The sequence below is a fragment of the Caulobacter sp. CCNWLW153 genome (genome assembly GCF_036889365.1).
GTDB lineage: Bacteria > Pseudomonadota > Alphaproteobacteria > Caulobacterales > Caulobacteraceae > Caulobacter > Caulobacter radicis.
Genome location: NZ_JBAKFV010000011.1, coordinates 1 through 20889, shown reverse-complemented (window position 1 = coordinate 20889; position 20889 = coordinate 1). Strand labels below are relative to the sequence as shown.

Here is a 20889-nt window from a genome sequence, read left to right as displayed (position 1 = left end):
AAGCTTGCGGCGAGGCGTTGAGACCACATGACCGACGATGCCGTCCTGCAAGGCGAAGTAATCGATGAGGGGCCCGCCGGCCATCGACAGCGGGCGCACAAGGCTTGGCGCAACGCCGAGACGATCAAGCGATTGTCGGACCGGCTGATCGGCGTCGGCCCCATCGGCATCGGCCTCGACGGCGTGCTGGCCTGGGTGCCGGGCGCCAACACCGCCTACAGCCTCGGCGCGGCGGCCGTGCTGGCCTATCACGCCTGGCAGGCCCGGGCGTCGCTGCCGACGGTGGCGCGGATGGCCGCCTACATGCTGTTCGACAGCTCGACCAGCGCCGTGCCCGTCGTCGGCTGGGCGATCGACACCCTGTTCCCCGGCCACCTGATGGCGGCCAAGGCCCTGCAAAAGGACATCGAGGCCCGCCACGGCGCGCCCGAGGACGTCGATCTCAAGCGCCGGAAGAAGAAGGCGAAGGCGGGCAAGCGCTAGTCGTTCAGCGGCAGGTCCCCGACACGGATTTCCAGGTGCGGGAAGGCCTTGGGCGCCACGCCGCCGCGGACGCCTTCCTCCCAGATCGAACGATAGCCGCCCGCCGTCGGTTCGCGATGGACGATTAGGCGCTGGCCCGAAACGTCGACAACCCAATACTCGCGAACGCCCGCTGCGGCGTACAGATCGGCCTTCTTGCCCAGGTCGAAGGCCTGGCTCGAAACCGACACCTCGATGGCCAGCATGATATCGCCGCCCTTGAGGTCGCGGTCATGCACCGTGCTCGGAAAGATGGCCAGATCGGGTTCGGGCGCGGTCTGGTCGTCCAGGCGGATCGGCGCGTCCGAATTGATCTCCCACTGACCTTCGGCCAGGCGGCGGGTGAAGAACTGGGTCAGCCAGCGCCGACAGCGAACATGAGGAACGCTTTCCGGCGACACTGCGATCAGTTCCCCCTCGATCAGCTCGACGCGGGCGTCGTCCGCCAGAATGCCGGTCTCGACCATGCGCAGCACGTCGTCATACGTGAAGCGGTACGGCGCGACGGTTTCGGCAAGATGGCCCGGAGCGTTCATGGCGCGACGATAGCACGAGCCTCGAGATGCGTAACGCCGTGCGCTCAGAGTGCGAGGCGGCTGCGGGGCGGCGGAGCCGCGGGCTTCAGCGCCCATTGGCGGCCATAGACGATCCACCAGACGCCCAGGCCGGTCAGCAGGCCGACGCCGATGCAGAGCGGCCAGGCGATCGGCAGGCCGAAGAAGAGGCCGTCGCGGAACGAAAGCCAGGCCACGCTCGCGCCGACGGCCAGGCCGGCCATAGCGGCGGCCCACGGGTGATGCTGCTCGATCTGGTCGAGCAGGGCCCAGGCCGCCAGGCCGGCGGCGACGTAGGGCCAGCCCAAGATCAGGCCGAACACCGGCGCGGCCAGCATGGCGTTGAAGGGCTCCCCGTCGATCTCTGCGCCGCCGGGGACGAACAGGCCGTACACCGCGCCCAGGAACATCGACGGCGCCAGGTGGCTGAACAGGGCTCCCACGACCACCCTCGGCATGGTCGTCCGCGTCTTCGCCCGTCGCATGTCACCCTCCTTGCTGTCGGCAAGGGCGAGGAGAGGGCGTGCGCGTGCAGCCCGCGCGGCGCCTGCGATGGAGAAGCGATGCAGGCGGTCGCTAGGCCGCCTCGCCCTGGGTGTAGCCGAGCTGCTTGTTCAGCTTGTCGAGCAGTTCGATCACCGCCTCGGCGATCACCGTGCCGGGCGGGAAGATCGCCGCCGCGCCGGCGTCGCGCAGGGCCTGGAAGTCCTGCGGCGGGATCACGCCGCCGACCACCATCATGATGTCGGCGCGGCCCTGCTTGCCGAGCTCGGCCTTCAGTTCCGGGGCCAGGGTCAGGTGGCCGGCCGCGAGCGACGAGGCCCCGACGATATGGACGTCGTTCTCCACGGCCTGACGCGCGGCTTCCGCGGGCGTCTGGAACAGCGGGCCGATGTCGACGTCGAAGCCGAGGTCGGCGAAGGCGGTGGCGATCACCTTCTGGCCGCGATCGTGGCCGTCCTGGCCCATCTTGGCGACCAGGATGCGGGGGCGGCGGCCGTCGGCCTGGGCGAAGGCCTCGACCATGGCCTTGGCGCGGGCGGTGGTGGGATCGGAGCCGGCTTCCTTCATGTAGACGCCCTGGATCGACTTGATCTCGGCCCGGTGGCGGCCGAACACCCGCTCGAGCGCATCGCTGATCTCGCCCACGGTGGCCTTGGCGCGGGCCGCGTCGACGGCCAGGGCCAGGAGGTTGCCGGTTCCCCGCGCGCCGTCTTCCAGCGCCTTCAGCGCGGCTTCCGTCGCCGCCGGATCGCGCTCGGCCTTCAGGCGGGCCAGCTTTTCGAGCTGCTGGTTGCGCACCGAGCTGTTGTCGACCTTCAGCATCGGGATGACGTCGGCCACCTCGGGCTTGTAGCGATTGACGCCGACCACGCTCTGGCGATTGGAGTCGATGCGGGCCTGGGTCTTGGCGGCGGCCTCCTCGATGCGCAGCTTGGGAATGCCCTGCTCGATGGCCTTGGCCATGCCGCCGGCGGCCTCGACCTCCTCGATGTGGGCCAGGGCCTTGACCGCCAGGTCGTGGGTCAGGCGCTCGACGTAGAAGCTGCCGCCCCAGGGGTCGGCGACGCGGGTCGTGCCGCTTTCCATCTGCAGGAACAGCTGGGTGTTGCGGGCGATGCGGGCCGAAAAATCGGTCGGCAGGGCCAGGGCCTCGTCCAGGGCGTTGGTGTGCAGGCTCTGGGTCTGGCCGTTGACGGCGGCCATGGCCTCCACGCAGGTGCGCGAGACGTTGTTGAACACGTCCTGCGCCGCCAGCGACCAGCCCGAGGTCTGGCTGTGGGTGCGCAAGCTGAGCGAGCGGTCGTCCTTGGGCTCGAACTCGCGCTTCATCAGGCGGGCCCACAGCAGGCGGGCGGCCCGCATCTTGGCCACTTCCATGAAGTAGTTCATGCCGATGGCCCAGAAGAACGACAGGCGCGGCGCGAAGGCGTCGATGCTCATGCCGGCCGCGACGCCGGCCCGGGCGTACTCGATGCCGTCGGCCAGGGTGTAGGCCAGCTCCAGGTCGGCCGAGGCCCCGGCCTCCTGCATGTGGTAGCCGCTGATCGAGATCGAGTTGAACTTGGGCATGTTCGCCGAGGTGAAGGCGAAGATGTCCGAGATGATCCGCATCGAGGGCGCGGGCGGATAGATGTAGGTGTTCCGCACCATGAACTCTTTGAGGATGTCGTTCTGGATCGTGCCCGAGAGCTTGTCGGGCGTGACGCCCTGCTCCTCGGCGGCGACGATGTAGAGCGCCAGGATCGGCAGCACCGCGCCGTTCATCGTCATCGACACGCTCATCTTGTCGAGCGGGATGCCGGAAAACAGCGTGCGCATGTCGAGGATCGAGTCGATGGCCACGCCCGCCATGCCGACATCGCCCTTCACCCGCTCGTGGTCCGAGTCATAGCCGCGGTGGGTGGCCAGGTCGAAGGCCACCGACAGGCCCATCTGACCGGCCGCCAGATTGCGGCGATAGAAGGCGTTCGAATCCTCGGCCGTGGAGAAGCCGGCGTACTGGCGGATCGTCCACGGGTTGGTGACGTACATGGTCGGGTAGGGGCCGCGCACGAAGGGCGCGACGCCGGGGCGGCCGTCGGTGAAATCGAGGCCCGCCGCATCCTCGGAGGTGAAGGCGGGGGCGACGTCGACGCCTTCCGGCGTGCTCCAGGCCTTGCCCGCCGGCGGCGCGGCGGTCGGTTCGGGGCTCTCGAAGGCGACATCGGCGAAGTCGGGGAACTTGCTCATGGCTCAGGCTCCCTCGAAGGCGGCGGCGAAGCGGATGGGCGTCAGGGCCGGACAGCGGCTGTCGGGGCCGGGCAGGCGCGGGTCGGGACCGTCGACGGCGAAGGCGGCCGCGTCGGGCGTTTCCACCTCCGGCGTCTTGTCGTCGGCGTTGGGGAAGGCGGTGACGCCCAGGATCTTGCGGCTCTTGTCGGCGAAGGCGCTCTCTTGCCCTTCGCGGGTTTCGGCGACCATGTCGGCGATCAGGCCGCTTTCCAGCGCCTTGACGATCCCGCCGTCGGCCTCGATGGCCTGGAAGCCGCCCCAGGCGGCGCGGGCCAACTGGTCGGTCAGGGTGTCGAGGTACCAGGCGCCGCCGGCCGGGTCGGCGACGCGGCCCAGGTGGCTCTCTTCCATCAGCACCAGCTGGGTGTTGCGGGCCTGGCGGCGGGCGAAGGCGGTCGGCAGGCCGATGGCGTCGGTGAAGTTTCCGAGGATGACTGTGTCAGCCCCGCCCACCGCACCGGCGAAGCCGGCGGCGGTCAGGCGCAGCAGGTTGGTCCAGGCGTCGGCCCGGGCCAGCATGCGCCGCGACGAGCGGGCCTCGATCCGGGCGGGGGCGTCGACGCCGCAGGCGCGGGTCAGCTGGGCCCACAGCGAACGGACGGCGCGCACCTTGGCCACGCCGGTGAAGTATTCGCCGTCGAGGCTGACGCCCAGAACGATGCGCGACCACGCGTCTTCCATGGGCAGGCCCGAGCGGACCAGGGCCTTGGCGTAGGCGACGGCGCTGGCGGCCATGACCGCCAGTTCCTCGGTGTTGGATCCGCCGGCCTCGTGCACGGCGCGGCCCGTGGCCAGGAACAGGCTGGCCGTGGCGTAGGTTTCGGCGAGGCGCGCGCCGACCGTGGCGGCGCTGAACAGGTGGCTCTCGATCGGGCCGGGGCTGGCGCCGGCCTGCATCCAGGCGGTCAGCGGGTCCATGTGGAAGGCGAGCGGCGCGTTGGGCGCGGCCTTGGCCAGGCTCGCCAGCCAGTCGGCGGCCTTGGGCCCCAGGAACCCGGCGTCCAGCGCCACGGGGGCGAGGTCGAGCAGCACGCCGTCCAGCACGCGGGCCAGGTCCTCGCGCGAACCGACCGCCACACCGGTCTTGCCGGCCGGATCCAGCGCCAGCAGCACCGAGGCCGCGCCGTTCTCCAGGTCCTTCAGGATCTCGGTGTTGGCGTGCTTGGGGTCGGGATGGGCGACGCGGGTGCGCAGGTCCCAGGGGCGGTCGACGTCGCGCGGGCGCAGGTCGCGGGCCACGGTCACGGCGTCGTCGGCGGTATAGAGCGGGCGGATGGCGACGCCATCGGGATTGACGCGCACCAGGGTCTCGTCGAAATCGGCCCCTTTCAGGGTCTTCTCGACCAGTTTCAACCACTTGGCCTGGGCCAAGGCTTCGTCGGGCGGGCCGAAGTCGTCGGCCAGTTGGGCGGGCGCCTCGCTCACGACGGGGTTCTCCTGCGGTGCGGCATTCTTGTATTTTGACGCAGTTGCGCGCCTGCCGCCACGGAGGTCAAGCGCTTGCAAGTCCCATGAACAGGCGTTTAAGCTAACGCTGTTAACATGCGCGGCGCGTGACGTCGCGGAACGAGGAGACCCCCGTCCCATGGCCCTGCCGCCCATCCTGCGTGACCGTCTGCGCCTGCCGGTGATCGCCTCGCCGCTGTTCATCATCAGCAACCCGGACCTCGTGATCGCCGAGTGCAAGGCCGGCATTGTCGGTTCGTTCCCGTCGCTGAACGCCCGCCCGCTATCGCAGCTGGACGAGTGGCTGGCCCGCATCACCGAGGAACTGGCCGCCTGGGACAAGGCCCATCCGGACATGCCTTCGGCCCCGTTCGCGGTGAACCAGATCGTCCACAAGACCAACAACCGGCTCGAGCAGGACATCGAGCTGTGCGTGAAGTACAAGGTGCCGGTGGTGATCACCTCGCTGGGCGCGCGCGAGGACCTGAACCAGGCGATCCACTCGTACGGCGGCATCACCCTGCACGACGTCATCAACGACCGCTTCGCCCGGAAGGCCATCGAGAAGGGGGCCGACGGCCTGATTCCCGTGGCGGCGGGCGCTGGCGGCCACGCCGGGGCCATCTCGCCCTTCGCCCTGGTTCAGGAGATCCGCACCTGGTTCGACGGCCCGGTGGCCCTGTCGGGCGCCATCGCCAGCGGTCGCTCCGTCTTGGCGGCCCAGGCCATGGGCGCGGACCTGGCCTATATCGGCTCGGCCTTCATCGCGACCGAGGAGGCCAATGCGCCGGAGGCCTACAAGCGGACGATCACCGAGGCCAACGCCAGCGACATCGTCTATTCGAACCTCTTCACCGGCGTGCACGGCAACTATCTGCGCCAGTCGATCGTCGCCGCCGGCCTGGATCCGGAAAACCTGCCGGAGAGCGATCCGTCGAAGATGAGCTTCGGCTCTGGCGGCAACCAGGACGCCAAGGCCTGGCGCGACATCTGGGGCTCGGGCCAGGGCATCGGCGCGATCAAGGAAGTGCTGCCGGTCGCCGAACGCATCGCGCGCCTGGCGGAGGAATATGAGGACGCGAAGGCCGAACTGGCCGCCAAGACCGCGCTGACGGCCGGCAATCGCCTGGCTTTCGCCGCCGAGTAGGACGGGGACAGACCCGGGGACGAAGGCGGCTTCGTCCCCGGCGACTCCGGCGCGGCGATCCTTGGCGGGTTCGAAACCCGCCAGGAGCGCCTCATGTCCGACGCCGCCACGCCCCGCCTTTCGCTGCCTTACGTGGCCGCGGGGCAAGCCCAGAAGCACGTCACCGTCAATGAGGGCCTCGCCCGGCTCGACGGCCTCGTCCAGCCCTGCGTCGTCAGCCGTGCGACCACGGTCCAGCCGGCTTCGCCCGCCGACGGCGCCATGTGGATCCGCCCCTCGACGGCCACGGGCGCCGACTGGGCGGCCGCGCCCTCCCACAGCCTGATGCGCTTCGAGGCCGGGGCCTGGGAGGCGATCACCCCCGCCGCCGGTTTCACCGCCTGGATCGCCGATGAAGGCCAGATGGCCGTGTTCACCGGCTCGGCCTGGGTCGCGCTGTCGTCGACCTTCTCCAGCCTGACCGCCGCCCGTTCGCCGTTCGGGGCCGATGTGCGCGTCGAGATCGTCGAGGTCGAGGCGACGTTGAGCGGCGCCTCGGTGACGACGACGGCCGTGATCCCGGCGCGCGCGATCGTGATGGGCGTCTCGACCCGCACCAGCGCCGCCATCACCGGCGCGATCTCCTACAGCTGCGGCGTCGCCGGCGAGACCGGCAAGTTCGGCTCGTCGCTGGGCGTGGCGCTGAACGCCAGCAACATCGGCGTCGTGGGGCCGACGGCGTACTACGCCGACACGCCCGTGGTGCTCACCGCGGCGGGCGGCAGCTTCGTCGCCGGCAAGGTGCGGGTGGCGATCCATCTGCTGCGGTTCGAGGCGCCGGGGGCGGTTTAGCACCAAAGCCCTCTCTCTGAGAGAGAGGGAGGGGCCCATGGCGAAGCCATGGGAGGGTGAGAGGTTTCACCGTCGGCGGGCAAATCCCGATGCGGCCTGTCGATCGGTGGATTGGAGGGTGGGTTGGCCCCAGTCGGTTTCATCGCGCCTTATCCTGAGAGTTTGTTACCTCTCACCCTCCCGCCGCCTTTGGCGGCGGGCCCCTCCCTCTCTCTAAGAGAGAGGGTTCAAAACACCGACAGCCGACCACCCCCCAACTTGCGAATGGCTCTCTGCTTGATCCGGGCGGCGGCTGCGGTTACACGCCCCGCATCCCTTGGGGAGTAGCCGCCCGCGCCTATCAGCGGGGCCCGTCGTCAACACACTCGGTCTTCGGACCGTGGCGCGGGTGAAGGAAGCACCGACAGCTTTCTTGGCGAGACCAATGGCGTCGTTTTCCGTCCGGGCTGGGCGGGGAAACGGTCGCTGTTGTCTTGTCTGCGCTCGGCCCCGCAACGGTGTTTCATGGAATCCCTGCTCGTCTCGACCCTGGTCGTGGCCATCGCCGAAATCGGCGACAAGACCCAGCTTCTGGCCATCATCCTGGCCACGCGGTTCAAGAAGCCGGTCCCGATCATCCTGGGCATCCTGGTCGCCACCCTGCTGAACCACGCCCTGGCGGCGCTGGCCGGCTCGCTGGTCGCCCAATACCTGCAAGGCGCCTGGTTCCAGTGGCTGATCGCCATCTCGTTCATCGCCATGGCCGGTTGGGCGCTGATCCCCGACAAGGCCGACGACGAGGACGGCGGGGCGGTGGGCCGCTACGGCGTCTTCCTCACCACGGCCGTCGCCTTCTTCCTGGTCGAGATGGGCGACAAGACCCAGATCGCCACGGTCGCCCTGGGCGCCCAATTCCACAACGTCACCCTGGTGGCCGCCGGCACCACGCTGGGCATGATGCTGGCCAACGTGCCGGCCGTGTACCTGGGCGAGGCGGCCACCAAGATCGTGCCGCTGAAGTACGTGCGCATCGGCGCGGCCCTGATCTTCCTTGGCTTGGGCCTGTGGGGGATCGCGAGCCTGTTGGGCCTCTTCGGGTAATGACGTAGGCGGGGGCGGGAGCTATTCACGGGTCGAACGATCCGGAGTTTCCCGCCTCATGACCCAAGACACGCTGTCCGCGACCGGCTGGGAATTCTGGATCGATCGCGGCGGCACCTTCACCGACATCGTCGCCCGCCGGCCTGACGGCCGCCTGGTCACCCACAAGCTGCTGTCGGAAAACCCCGAGCAGTACGAGGACGCCGCCGTGGCCGGGGTTCGCGCCCTGCTCGAGGCGGGCGGCGGCGGGAGCGTCGAGGCGGTGAAGATGGGCACCACGGTGGCCACCAACGCCCTGCTCGAGCGCAAGGGCGAGCCGACGGTCCTGGCGATCACCAAGGGCCACGCCGACGCCCTGCGCATCGGCCAACAGGCCCGGCCCAGGCTGTTCGACCGCAACATCATAAAGCCCGAGGCGCTCTACACCCGCGTCGTCGAGATCGACGAGCGCGTCGGCGTCGACGGCGAGGTTGTGCGGCCGCTCGACGAGGCCGCCGCGCGAGAGGGGTTGCAGGCCGCCTTTGACGCCGGCTTCCGCGCCGTGGCGATCGTGCTGCTGCACGGCTTCCGCTTCACCGACCACGAGGCGCGCGTCGCCGCGATCGCCCGCGAGGTCGGCTTCACCCAGGTCTCGGCCAGCCACGAGGTCAGCCCGCTGATGAAGCTGGTCGGGCGGGGCGATACGGCGGTGGTCGACGCCTACCTGTCGCCGATCCTGCGCCGCTATGTCGACCAGGTGGCCTCGCGGCTGGGCGAGGAGACGCGCCTGTTCTTCATGCAGTCGAACGGCGGCCTGACCGACGCCCGCGCCTTCCGCGGCAAGGACGCCATCCTGTCGGGTCCGGCCGGCGGCGTGGTGGGCATGGCCAGGACGGCGGCGGAAGCCGGCTTCACCCGCGTCATCGGCTTCGACATGGGCGGCACCTCGACCGATGTCTGCCACTATGCCGGCGAGTACGAGCGGGCCTACGAGACGGTGGTGGCGGGCGTGCGGATGCGCGCGCCGATGATGAACATCCATACCGTGGCGGCCGGCGGCGGCTCGATCTGTTCGTTCGACGGCGCGCGGCTGCGGGTGGGACCCGCCTCGGCCGGGGCCAATCCCGGCCCGGCCTGCTATCGCCGCGGCGGGCCGCTGACAGTGACAGACTGCAACGTCATGCTGGGCAAGCTGCAGCCCGAATTCTTCCCGCACGTCTTCGGTCCGAACGCCGACCAACCGCTGGACCGCGACGTGGTCTTGCAGCGCTTCGATGCCTTGGCGGCCGAGATCGAAGCGGCGACCGGCAGGGCGATGACCCCGGCGCAGATCGCCGAGGGCTTTCTGACCATCGCCGTCGAGAACATGGCCAAGGCCGTGCGCCAGATCTCGATCCAGCGCGGCTACGACGTCACCCGCTATGTCCTGGCCTGCTTCGGCGGGGCGGGCGGCCAGCACGCCTGCCTGGTGGCCGACGCCCTGGGCATGAAGACGGTGATGATCCACCCGTTCGCCGGCGTGCTGAGCGCCTACGGCATGGGCCTGGCCGACCTGCGCCTGCTGCGCGAGACCACGGTCGAGCAGCGCCTGGACGAGGCCGCCGCCACCCTGCCGGCCCGCGCCGCCGCCCTGGCCGCTGAAGCCGAGGCGGCCCTGCGCGCCCAGGACGCGCCGCTGGTGAGCGTCGAGACGCAAGGCGCCCTGCTGGTGAAGTATGCCGGCGCCGACACGCCGCTGCGCGTGCCGCTGACCGATGCCCAGGGCGTCAAGGCCGCCTTCGAGACCCTGCATCAGCGCCGCTTCGGCTTCGTCTCGCCGGCCACGCCGCTGGTGGTCGAGACCCTGAGCGTCGAGGCGATCGGCCATGCCGACGCCGGCGCCGAACCGGATTTTGAGTCCGGCGCGTCCAAGGGCGCGCCGGTCGCCCTGACCACAGCCGATATCCGCATGGCCGGCGAGGTTCGCGCGACGCCAGTGTTCGACCGCGAACGACTTGCCGTCGATGCTGAGGTGTCGGGTCCGGCTATCATCCGCGAAACCACCGGTACGACGGTGGTCGAGCCTGGCTGGCGGGCCAAGGTCGATCCGCACCTGAACCTGATCCTCGATCGCATCGAGGCGCTCGCGCCGCGTCGCGCCGCCGGCGCGGAAGCCGATCCGGTGATGCTGGAGGTGTTCAACAACCTCTTCATGGCCGTGGCCGAGGAGATGGGTTTCGCCCTGCAGAACACGGCCTATTCGGTGAACATCAAGGAGCGGCTCGACTTCTCCTGCGCCCTGTTCGACCGCGATGGGAACCTGATCGCCAACGCCCCGCACATGCCGGTGCACCTGGGCTCGATGGGCGACAGCGTGCGGGCCATCCGCGACGGCCGCAGCCATGACGGTCGAGGCATGAAGCCCGGCGACGTCTACATGCTGAACGCGCCCTATGCCGGCGGCACCCACCTGCCGGACGTGACGGTGGTCATGCCGGTGTTCGACACGGCCGGCTCCTTGCTCTTCTACGTCGCCGCGCGGGGCCACCAGGGCGACATCGGCGGGATCACGCCTGGCTCGATGCCGCCGGGCAGCCGGACGGTCGAGGAAGAGGGGGTCCTCATCGAGAACTTCCTGCTGGTCGAGGGCGGCCGGTTCCTGGAGGTCGAGACCCGCGCCCTGCTGGCTTCCGGCAAGTGGCCGGCGCGCAATCCCGACCAGAACATCGGCGACCTGAAAGCCCAGGTCGCCGCCTGCGCCCGCGGCGCCGAAAGCCTGACCGGCCTGGTCGCCGAGTTCGGCCAGGACGTCGTCGAGGCCTACATGGCCCACGTGCAGGACAACGCCGAGGAGGCCGTGCGCCGGGTGCTGGCCAGGCTGTCGGACGGCGCGTTCGCCTATGAACTGGACGACGGCAGCGTGGTGAAGGTGGCGATCACCGTGGACCAGACGGCTCGGACGGCCCGCGTGGATTTCACAGGCACCAGCGACCAGGTTCCGACCAACTTCAACGCCCCGGCCTCGATCTGCCGGGCGGCGGCGCTGTATGTCTTCCGCACCCTGGTGGACGACGAGATCCCGATGAACGACGGCTGCCTGCGGCCGGTCGAGCTGGTCATTCCCGAGGGCTCGATGCTGAAGCCGCGCTATCCGGCGGCGGTGGTGGCCGGCAACGTCGAGACCAGCCAGGTGGTGGTCGACGCCCTCTACGGCGCGCTGGGCGTGATGGCGGCCGCTCAGGGCACGATGAACAACTTCACCTTCGGCGACGAGCGGCGGCAGTACTACGAGACCATTTGCGGCGGCGCGGGCGCGGGTCCGGACTTCGCCGGCGCCGACGCCGTCCAGACCCACATGACCAACAGCCGGCTGACCGATCCCGAGGTGCTGGAGACCCGCTATCCCGTGCGGGTCGAGGCCTTCTCGATCCGGCGCGGTTCGGGCGGGGCGGGCGCCAATCGCGGCGGCGACGGGGTGGTGCGCACCATCGGCTTCCGCGAGCCGATGACCGTGACCTTGCTGTCCAACCGCCGCCGCGTGCCGCCGTTCGGCCTGCATGGCGGGGCCTGCGGGGCTCTGGGCCTGGCGCGCATCGAGCGGGCGGACGGCAGCGTGCAGGTCCTGGCGGCGACCGACGAGGCTCAGGTCGCGGTCGGCGACCGGGTGGTCATCGAGACGCCCGGCGGCGGGGGCTGGGGGAAGGTCTGAGCCTTTCGCCGCCTCATCCCGCGCGCTAAGCATCCTCGAACGCAAGAGAGGCTTCAACCATGACCGACATCGCCCGCCGCACCTTGATCGGCGCCGCCGGTCTTGTCGTCGCGACGCCCGGCCTGGCCCTGGCCGCCGGCAAGCCCCGCGTGGCGATCCAGACCAGCGCCGGCACGATCATCGTCGAGCTGGAAGACAAGAAGGCGCCGGTCACCTCGGCCAATTTCCTGCGCTATGTCGACGGCAAGAAGTACGACGGCGGGACCTTCTATCGCGCCTCGCGCACCAAGGGCGTGAAGGGCGCGGGCTCGATCCAGGGCGCGCCGCCGCCGCGCGCGCGACGCTTCGCGCCCATTGCTCACGAGAGCACGACCAAGACGGGCCTGCGCCACAAGCCGGGCGTGATCTCGCTGGCCCGCAACGCGCCGGGCACGGCTACGTGCGACTTCTTCATCTGCGCCAGCGCCATGCCCTATCTCGACGCCCATCCGGGCGCGAAAGGAGACAACCAGGGCTTCGCCGCCTTCGGAACCGTCGTCGAGGGGCTGCCGATCGTGAAGAAGATCCTGGCCATGCCCACCGGCGGCCCGGCCTACACCGAGGCGATGAAGGACGAGATGCTGAAGGCGCCGGTCCAGATCCTGAGCATGAAACGCGTCGGCTAGTCGCGTCTGGACAGTTCGGCGAGGCGGGCCTCCAGCCGCGCCAGCGTCGTCTTGATCTCTTCCTGTTCGGCGTGGCTGAACTCGTTGGCGTCCTTGATGCAGCGCGAGCAGATGGTGCCGATCAGCAGCGGCAGGATCAGCAGCAGGGTGACGTGCATCAGCACGACGGCGACGACGCGCCCGCCGGGCGTCGCCGGGTAGAAGTCGCCGTAGCCGACCGTGGTGGCCGTGACACAGGCCCACCAGATGGCGTCGAGATAGGATTTGCCCTCGAAGAACGCATAGGCGCCGGCGGCGGCCAGCAGGATGACGACATAGACGATCAGCAGTTCGCGGACCGTGTCGAGGTACTTCATCATCGGTGAGGGTCCCGGTTGGAGCGGCCTAGGGTCCGATCACCCGTCGGGCGCGGATGGCCGTCTGGCCGTCGATGTTCATGAGGTAGCTGCCTGCCGCGGCCTTGCGGATCTCGACCTTCGAGCCGGCCTTGGGCGGCGAGGACAGGTCGCGATCGTCGGCCTGGCGCCAGGTCGCGCCGTCGGCCAGGGTCAGGATCCAGCGGCCATCCGCGCCGCGAACGGCCTTGGTCACCTCGCCGGCGATGCGGTCGACCTCCTCGGGCTTGTCGCCGCGATCGAAGACCGACAGGGCCGAGAGGTCGAGCCCGAAGGCCTGGCGGCGGGCGGCCTGGGCCTGCTGGCGATCGACGATGATGACGTCGCCCTTCTTCTCGGCGGTGGTGATCGAGTCGACGGCCGCGTCGTAGCAGGCCAGGCGCTTGTCGCTTTCGGCGATCCCCCGGCAGTCGAGCAGGGCCTTCAGGGCGGGGGCGACGTCGCGGACGACCGGCGCGGCCGCCTGGGCGGCGCCGACCGCCAGGACGGCGGCGAGGCTCGTGGCCGCGAGGGCGCGGCGCGAGGGAAGGCGGAAGGTCGTCATCACGGCGCTCCAGGTTCGTCGATCAGCCAGCCGGTGACCGACAGGCGCTTGGCGGCGGCATAGGCGGCGACCGGCGCCACCGAGTGGGGGCGCGGCACGCGGAACAGGGTCAGCACGTTGAAGCCGGGCATGAAACCCCGTTCGATCTGGCCGTCGGCGTCGTGGAACAGCAGTTGCCCGCCCCAGTCGGGACGCCAGCCCTGCGTGAAGCCCAGCGTGAAGGCGGCCAGGCGCGTGTCGCGGCCATGCTTGTCGTCATGCAGCGTCAGGAAGTCGCCGGGGCGATAGTTCGAGGCCTGGGCCCGGACGCCGGCCACGTGGGGCGTACCGATCACCTTAGCCCCGAAATCGAGGAAGGCCCTGCTCTGCACCAGTTCGGTGAGGGCGTGGATGGGCGGGGAGGGGTCTCGCGCGTACTCGTCCTGCATCGGATAGGACAGGTGAATGAACGAGAACCCCCGCGAGGCGCGTTTCAGCGCGCCTTGCAGGAACTGGCGCACGGCCGCGTCGCCGAACTTGCGGATGGCCTCGTTGGTGATGACCAGCGTCTCGTTCTTCTCGTCGGGCGCGACGATGGCCCAGGACGACACCCCCTCCAGCAGATCGCCGGCGGCGGTTGCGTCGACGGGCTCCAGAAAGACGGGAATCTGAACGACCCCCTCGCGGGCGAAGGTGTCGGCGAAGGTCGCGGGATCGAGATCGGCGCGGATACGCAAGGTCGGTTTTGCGGCCGTCATCGGGCGACGTGGTTCACGGCGAATCTCCCCCGTCGCGGCGGAGGCGGCGACGGGTTCTAGCTAACAGATCGATGTTCGACGGTTCAATCGCCCCTGGCCGGACACAGGGTGTCGGCGCCGAAAAAGCAGGCGCCGGCTTGCGGCGCATGGCGCATGGGGTATCGGATGCTGTCCATTCGTCGCCAAATCGCAATGTTCTGCGACTGGTCGGCTTGAGTTTAAATCTGGCGAACCGTAGTTTTCGTATACCGTCGACTACGCAAAGTTTGACCATTCAGCGGCCGGTTAAGCTGCAACAAAAACCCACCGATGCTTGAAACGCCTTCAGTCTGGGCGTTTTCGATTATCGATAAGAAATGTTTCACTTCCAGCAACAATTGAACGACCTTTTCGACCATAATGGGCGATAAGGTGGCTATATATGGCGCATTTGGGGCAGAGTGCGTCCCTTTTGTTACAGTGTGAACCAAATGTAATCTGTCTTCTTCAGGCAAGATTGACCCCGGTTCGTCAAACGCCGTTCATGCGGGCAGACCCGCTTCGAGCCCGACGCGGGGGGGCAAAATGCGCCGCACGGGGGAACACGAGCGGCGCCGCTATAAGTTTTTGGAGGTCTGATGTTGCACGCCTTGTCCACGCGTAAGCGTTTGCTTGCGTCCACCCTGCTTTGCGGCGTGATCGCGCCCGCCATGGTGGCCTCGCCGGCTTTCGCGCAGGAAGAGCCTGCCGCGGTCGAGGAAATCGTCGTCACCGGTTCGCGCATCGCGCGTCCTGACCTGACCTCCAGCAGCCCCGTCGCCTCGGTCGGCGAAAAGGAACTGCAGCAGTCGGGCGTGGTGAACACCGAAAACCTGATCAACACCCTTCCGCAGGCCGTTCCGGGCATCACCTCGACGGTCAACAACGGCAGCAACGGCACCGCCACCGTCAGTCTGCGCGGCCTGGGCTCCAACCGCACGCTGGTGCTGGTGGACGGCAAGCGCCAGACGCCGACCACCCAGGCCGGTTCGGTCGACATCAACCTGATCCCGCCGGCCCTGATCAAGCGCATCGAAGTGCTGTCGGGCGGCGGTTCGGCCGTGTACGGCTCGGACGCCATCGCCGGCGTCGTCAACTTCATCCTGAAGGACGACTTCGAGGGCATGGAAGTGTCGGCCGGCTACCAGGCCACCGACAAGGGCGAGGCCCCGATCTATTCGGGCTCGATGACCTTCGGCGCCAACTTCGGCGGCGACAAGAAGGGCAACGTCGTCCTCAGCCTCGGCTACAACAAGCGTGAAGCCCTGACCCAGGGCGAGCGCGGCGGCATGCTCAGCACCGCCTGGGGCGACAACGCCACCCGTACGGGCCTGGTCCCCAGCGGTTCGGGTTCGAACGAGCCGGGCCAGGTCGGCGCCTTCGTCTCGGGCCGCTTCGTGACCCTGCCGGGCGTGGCCAACAACACCGCCAACACCGCGCTGTTCCTCAGCAACGGCAACGTGCGCCTCTACAACGCGGCGACCGACACCTACAACTTCGCGCCGGTCAACTACGTCCAGACCCCGCAGGAGCGCTACTCGGTCACCTCGCTGGCCAGCTATGAGCTCAAGCCGGGCCTGACCGCCTACGCCAAGGGCAACTTCGTCAGCAGCAAGGTCGTCACCCAGCTGGCGCCGACGCCGATCGGCAACCGCACCTTCCGCTTCACGCTCGACAACAACCCGTTCCTGACGGCCGCCGCCAAGACCGCGCTGAACAGCCTGGGCTCGAGCACCGCCTACACGATCCCGTCGAGCGCCTCGTGGACCGCCGGCACCTTCACCGACGTCGACAGCGACGGCGACGGCATCTACGACACCGTCACCGGCGTCTTCAACCGCCGCCTGTCGGAAGTCGGCCCGCGCGTCTCGCGCTTCGACTTCAGCGGCTTCCAGGTCCAGCTGGGCCTGAAGGGCGAGATCGAGGCCATCAACGGCGGCTTCGACAGCTACTTCCAGTACGGCAACACCCACGGCAGCAACTCGCTGCTGGGCGACACCAGCCTGGCCCGCATCCAGCAGGCCCTGCTGCTGAACGCCGCCGGCACCGGCTGTCTTGATCCGTCGGGCGGCTGCGTGCCGATCAACCTGTTCGGCCAAGGCAACATCTCGGCCGGCGCCGCCAACTTCATCAAGACGCGGATCAACTCGTCGCAGGACTACGAGCAGCTGTACGCCGGCCTGGTGTTCAACGGCGACACGAGCAACGCCTTCTCGCTGCCCGCCGGTCCGATCGGCTTCGCCGTCGGCGCCGAGTACCGCGCCGAAGACTTCGCCTTCAACCCCAGCCAGGACCTGGCCACCGGCAACCTGACCGGCTTCAACGCCAGCCCGCCGGTCTCGGGCCGCTTCGACGTCTACGAAGCCTACGCCGAACTGGCCGTGCCGATCCTGAAGGACCTGCCGTTCGTCAAGTCGCTGGACCTGGAACTGGCCGGCCGTATCTCGGACTACACCACCCAGCCGGACCCGGTTAAGACCTACAAGGTCGCCGGCACCTGGAAGCCCATCGACGACGTGATGGTCCGCGTGTCGTACAACAGCGCCATCCGCGCTCCGTCGATCGGCGAACTGTACGCTCCGCAGAGCAACGGCTTCCCGACCTCGACCGACCCCTGCTCGGCCCGCGCCAACCCGAACGCCCAGGTCCGCCAGGCCTGTATCAATTCGGGCGTCTCGGCGGCTCAGGTCGGCGTGCTCAACGCCAACCAGCAGACCCAGACCCTGTCGGGCGGCAACCCGAACCTGAAGCCGGAAAAGGGCGAAACGACCACGGTCGGCGTCGTCTACACCCCGTCCTTCGTTTCGGGCCTGTCGTTCACCCTCGACTACTTCAAGATCGAGCTGAAGGACGCCATCGACACCTTCGGCGGCGGCACGGCCAACCTGATGGCGGTCTGCTACGGCCCGATCGTCAACGGCAACCCGAACTCGCCCTACTGCCAGGCCATCAACCGCCTGGGCAACGGCTCGATCGACTACGTCTCGTCGATCAACCAGAACGTCGCGGCGCGTAACCTCGAAGGCTTCGACTTCGGCGTCACCTACCGCACGCAACTGGAAGACATCGGCCTGCCCGACTGGGGCTCGCTGGCCGTTCGTTCGCTGTACACCAACACCTGGGAGTACACGATCATCCCGGACGAGATCTCGCAGCCGATCAAGTGCGCCGACAAGTTCGGCACGCGCTGCTCGGGCGCCGGCGTCAACCCGATCCCGCGCCACAAGCTCAGCACCTCGGCCAACTGGCGCTTCAAGCAGTTCGGCGTGAACCTGGTCTGGAACTACCTGGACGACGTGATCGACGACGCTCCGGCGACCCGTTACACGGTCGAGGAAATCGGCGCGAAGAACTACTTCGACCTGTCGGCCGACTGGGACGTCAACGACAACCTGGCCTTCACCGGCGGCGTCAAGAACCTGACCCAGGAAGCCTATCCGATCCTGGGCGGCAACGCCTCGCCGTCGAACAGCGGCTATCCGGCCGTCTACGACGTGCTGGGCCGCGTGTTCTTCCTGAACGCGCGCCTGCGCTACTGATCCTGGACGGCGCGCTCCGAAAGGGGCGCGCCGGACCTTGGTCCTTACGAAAGCCGGCGGCCTCGCGGTCGCCGGCTTTCTTCGTTCACGGCCTAGCCGCGCCGACGGGCGGCGTCGGCGAGATAGAGCTCCAGATTGGTGTAGCCCGAGCCGTCCTTGGCCTGGACCGCTCCGTCGGCGGGGGTCTTCGGGTCGAGGCCATGGGCCTTTTCCCAGGCGTCGGGCATGCCGTCGCCGTCGCTGTCCCGGGCGGGCTTGCCGGCGGGCAGGGCGGGCCAGCCGCCGACGTCCTTCTGGCTGTTGATCATCTTGCCGGTGCGGTCGCGCACGCCGGCGACGATGCGGGCGTCGACGCTGTCGCGGAACACCGAGGCGCCGGCGTCGGCCAGCACGCGCTCATAGGCCAGCGGCGCCGGATCGGACTTGACCGGGCCGACGTCGACCGGGGCGGGCAGGCGATAGCCGGCCGGCTCGGGAATGGTGAAGGCGACCAGGCTCCAGGGATCGGCGGGCACGTTGGTCAGCATGCTGTTGCCGGCGAAATAGGCGCTGGCGAGGCTGTTGCTTTCCTGGAAGGCCACCGCCTTGGTGCTCTGCGGGCCCATGATGTAGGCGTTGTCGACGAAGTTGTAGGCGACGACCGCGGCCTTGTCGGCGTCGTAGCCCGCATAGCCCTTGCCCCAGTTGTAGAAGACGTTGGAGCGGAAATCGAACAGGGCCCCGACCGGGTCCTTGTCGGCGCCGTCGTAGTTGCCGGGGCGCGGCATGCGGGCCATGTGGTTGGCCCACAGATTGTGGTGGAAACTGATCTTCGAGCCCCTGCCGCCGCGGATCAGGCTGCCATAGCCGTGGTCGCCCTTGGCGTGCAGCGAATGGGCCATGGATTCGGCGATGATCGACCACTGGACCGTCAGGTCGAAGAAGCCCTGGCCCTCCTCGCCATAGCGGGCCGAGGCCGACAGGGTCTCGTCCACCGACCAGCTGGCCGAGACGTGGTCGAGGATGATCCGCCGGCCGTTGTTGATCCAGATGGCGTCGCTCTCGGTCTTGCTCTCGTCGCCCAGGCGCGAGCGGATGAACCGGACGACCACGTCGTCGGCCGAGACGACGAGGGTGTGGTCGCGCAGGGTGATCCCGCCGCCCGGGGCGGTCTGGCCGGCGATGGTGATGCGCGGCTGGCTGATCTTCAGGTCCGACTTCAGCTGGATCGTGCCGGCGACCTCGAAGACCACGGTGCGCGGGCCCTTGGCCTCGACGGCGGCGCGCAGCGAGCCGGGGCCGGAGTCCTCCAGGTTGGTGACCTTGATCACCGCGCCGCCGCGGCCGCCCTGCGAAAACCGGCCCGCGCCTTCGGCGCCTGGGAAGGCCAGGGTCTGGGCAGATGTCTGGGCGGGGGCCTGTCCAGCGATACCCAGGAGGGCGATGGCGGCGGCGCCGGCCAGCAGGCGGCGCGGACGAAGGCGGATCATGGCGCGGTTCTCCCCGAGGCCGGCGAGCGTCGTGCGCGCATCGTCCGGATGGCGCGACCCTGCCCTTGAGATCGGAGAATGTCCACCGGTGTCATTTCGCGGGCGGGCGTGGCGCCGCATGACGGTAACCCTACACGGGCGAGGGGGTTGCCGCGCCTGTGATCAATTCCTGCTCGATATCCGGGCGAAATCGGCTGCTGCGTTGCGGCGAGACGCCGACAGGCGAAGTTTTCTTCCGAAAATGGGCGGCTGGACCTGACGCTGGTGTCAACCTTACCGGATTGCCGTCGATTCGCGTCCCGGGGGGGAAGCACGCCATGTCCGCCGAAGAAGCCAGCCTCCGACCGGAGCGCATCCTCGACCTGTCCGAACGTCTCAGCGTGGTGGCGGGGCAGAAGATCGGCGAGATCTCTACCGTCAACCGGGCCGCCAAGATGCTGGCGATCAACGCGCTGATCGTCGCCGCCCGCGCGGGTGAGGCCGGCAAGGGCTTCGCCATCGTGGCCGAGGAGTTCAAGAAGATCTCGACCCAGATCGACGAGGTGGCCGGGGCCCTGGAAAGCCAGGTGCGCGCCGACCTCGACGAACTGACGGCGATCGGCGGGGCGATCCTGTCGCACCTGCGCGGCCAGCGCCTGGCCGACCTGGCCCTGAACGCCATCGAGATCATCGACCGCAACCTCTATGAGCGCACCTGCGACGTGCGCTGGTGGGCGACCGACAGCGCTGTTGTCGACTGCGCCATGGCCCCGTCGCGCGAGGCGTCCGACTATGCCAGCCAGCGGCTGAAGGTGATCCTCGACGCCTACACCGTCTATCTGGACCTGTGGATCTGCGACGCGGCCGGGCGGGTGATCGCCAGCGGGCGGCCCGACAAGTATCGCGGCGTGCAGGGCGCCTCGGTCGCCAACGCCAGTTGGTTCCAGGAAGCCTTGCGCACCAAGAGCGGCGACGACTTCGCCGTGGCCGACATCGCTCGCCAGCGCCTGTTGGACGAGGCGCCGGTGGCCACCTACGCCACGGCCATCCGCGAGGGCGGCCAGGCCAGGGGCAAGGTGATCGGCGTGCTGGGCGTTCATTTCGACTGGCGCCCGCAGGCCCAGGCCATCGTCGACGGCGTGCGCATGACCGACGAGGAAAAGGCCCGCTCGCGCGTGCTGCTGCTGGACCAGAACCATCGGATCCTGGCGGCCTCGGACGGGCAGGGCGTGCTGACCGACAGCTTCAAGCTCGACACCTCGCATGGGACCATGGGCAGCTACGCGCAGGGCGACCGCACGATCGGCTACGCCCTGACCCCGGGCTACGAGACCTACAAGGGCCTGGGCTGGTACGGCTGCCTGGTGCAGCGCCAGGCGGTGGACACGCCGCTGCCGGTGGCCGAGCGGGTCGTGGACAATGTGCTGCGGCTGAAGGCTTAGAGCGAACCTCCCCCTGTGGGGGAGGCGATCGCGTAGCGATCGGTGGGGGGAGCTGGTGATGACTTTCCGGCGCAGCGGA

Annotated in this window: 16 protein-coding genes; 8 read left to right on the top strand and 8 right to left on the bottom strand. The window is 68.9% G+C overall.

The window, feature by feature from the left end:
- Positions 1-27 precede the first annotated feature (27 nt).
- Positions 28-483, top strand: coding sequence for a DUF4112 domain-containing protein (locus tag V6S85_RS16935; RefSeq protein WP_334349660.1), 456 nt, complete (start codon positions 28-30; stop codon positions 481-483).
- Here the strand turns inward: V6S85_RS16935 and V6S85_RS16930 are convergent.
- The 4 genes from V6S85_RS16930 to V6S85_RS16915 all read right to left on the bottom strand — a co-directional run bounded on the left by V6S85_RS16930 (position 480) and on the right by V6S85_RS16915 (position 5255).
- On the bottom strand, positions 480-1058 hold the full coding sequence (locus tag V6S85_RS16930; RefSeq protein ID WP_334349659.1) for a Uma2 family endonuclease: 579 nt from the start codon (positions 1056-1058) through the stop codon (positions 480-482). The two genes, V6S85_RS16935 and V6S85_RS16930, sit on opposite strands and share 4 nt — an antisense overlap.
- A gap of 44 nt (positions 1059-1102) precedes the next feature.
- On the bottom strand, positions 1103-1561 hold the full coding sequence (locus V6S85_RS16925) for a hypothetical protein (RefSeq protein WP_334349658.1): 459 nt from the start codon (positions 1559-1561) through the stop codon (positions 1103-1105).
- Positions 1562-1652: 91 nt separating this feature from the next.
- On the bottom strand, positions 1653-3809 hold the full coding sequence (gene scpA / locus V6S85_RS16920) for a methylmalonyl-CoA mutase (RefSeq protein WP_334349657.1): 2157 nt from the start codon (positions 3807-3809) through the stop codon (positions 1653-1655).
- Between the two features lie 3 nt (positions 3810-3812).
- Positions 3813-5255, bottom strand: coding sequence for a methylmalonyl-CoA mutase family protein (locus V6S85_RS16915; protein ID WP_334349777.1), 1443 nt, complete (start codon positions 5253-5255; stop codon positions 3813-3815).
- A 181-nt stretch (positions 5256-5436) separates the two neighbouring features.
- Between V6S85_RS16915 and V6S85_RS16910 the strand changes: the two genes are divergently transcribed.
- From V6S85_RS16910 to V6S85_RS16890, 5 genes are all read left to right on the top strand, one after another.
- Positions 5437-6444, top strand: coding sequence for an NAD(P)H-dependent flavin oxidoreductase (locus V6S85_RS16910; RefSeq protein ID WP_058349984.1), 1008 nt, complete (start codon positions 5437-5439; stop codon positions 6442-6444).
- A 93-nt stretch (positions 6445-6537) separates the two neighbouring features.
- Positions 6538-7275 carry a DUF2793 domain-containing protein gene (locus tag V6S85_RS16905; RefSeq protein WP_334349656.1) on the top strand — a complete coding sequence of 246 codons (738 nt, stop codon included), beginning with the start codon at positions 6538-6540 and terminating at the stop codon, positions 7273-7275.
- 504 nt (positions 7276-7779) lie between these two features.
- Positions 7780-8355, top strand: coding sequence for a TMEM165/GDT1 family protein (locus V6S85_RS16900; protein WP_116569597.1), 576 nt, complete (start codon positions 7780-7782; stop codon positions 8353-8355).
- 73 nt (positions 8356-8428) lie between these two features.
- Positions 8429-12022 (top strand): hydantoinase B/oxoprolinase family protein, encoded by a 3594-nt coding sequence (locus V6S85_RS16895; RefSeq protein ID WP_334349776.1) that lies wholly within the window; start codon positions 8429-8431, stop codon positions 12020-12022.
- Between the two features lie 59 nt (positions 12023-12081).
- Positions 12082-12687, top strand: a complete 606-nt coding sequence (locus V6S85_RS16890; protein WP_116569598.1) for a peptidylprolyl isomerase — start codon at positions 12082-12084, stop codon at positions 12685-12687.
- Here V6S85_RS16890 and V6S85_RS16885 read toward each other — a convergent pair.
- From V6S85_RS16885 to V6S85_RS16875, 3 genes are read right to left on the bottom strand one after another with little or no spacing between them, the layout of a single operon-like run.
- Positions 12684-13046: a potassium channel family protein gene (locus tag V6S85_RS16885; RefSeq protein ID WP_116569599.1), complete on the bottom strand. Its 363-nt coding sequence runs from the start codon at positions 13044-13046 to the stop codon at positions 12684-12686. The genes V6S85_RS16890 and V6S85_RS16885 overlap by 4 nt on opposite strands.
- A gap of 25 nt (positions 13047-13071) precedes the next feature.
- A complete protein-coding gene (locus V6S85_RS16880) occupies positions 13072-13626 on the bottom strand; it encodes a hypothetical protein (protein WP_116569600.1) in 555 nt (184 codons plus the stop codon).
- On the bottom strand, positions 13626-14363 hold the full coding sequence (locus V6S85_RS16875; protein ID WP_334349655.1) for a 2OG-Fe(II) oxygenase family protein: 738 nt from the start codon (positions 14361-14363) through the stop codon (positions 13626-13628). The genes V6S85_RS16880 and V6S85_RS16875 overlap by 1 nt, the downstream gene beginning before the upstream one ends.
- Positions 14364-14980: 617 nt before the next feature.
- Here V6S85_RS16875 and V6S85_RS16870 point away from each other — a divergent pair.
- Positions 14981-17920 carry a TonB-dependent receptor domain-containing protein gene (locus tag V6S85_RS16870; protein WP_334349654.1) on the top strand — a complete coding sequence of 980 codons (2940 nt, stop codon included), beginning with the start codon at positions 14981-14983 and terminating at the stop codon, positions 17918-17920.
- Between the two features lie 92 nt (positions 17921-18012).
- Here V6S85_RS16870 and V6S85_RS16865 read toward each other — a convergent pair whose 3' ends face one another.
- The gene (locus tag V6S85_RS16865; RefSeq protein ID WP_334349653.1) at positions 18013-19389 is read right to left on the bottom strand and encodes a pectate lyase; all 1377 of its coding nucleotides are present in this window, start codon (positions 19387-19389) and stop codon (positions 18013-18015) included.
- Between the two features lie 317 nt (positions 19390-19706).
- On the opposite strand from V6S85_RS16865, the gene V6S85_RS16860 reads away from it, so the two are divergent.
- Positions 19707-20810 (top strand): methyl-accepting chemotaxis protein, encoded by a 1104-nt coding sequence (locus V6S85_RS16860; protein WP_116488077.1) that lies wholly within the window; start codon positions 19707-19709, stop codon positions 20808-20810.
- Positions 20811-20889: the final 79 nt, after the last annotated feature.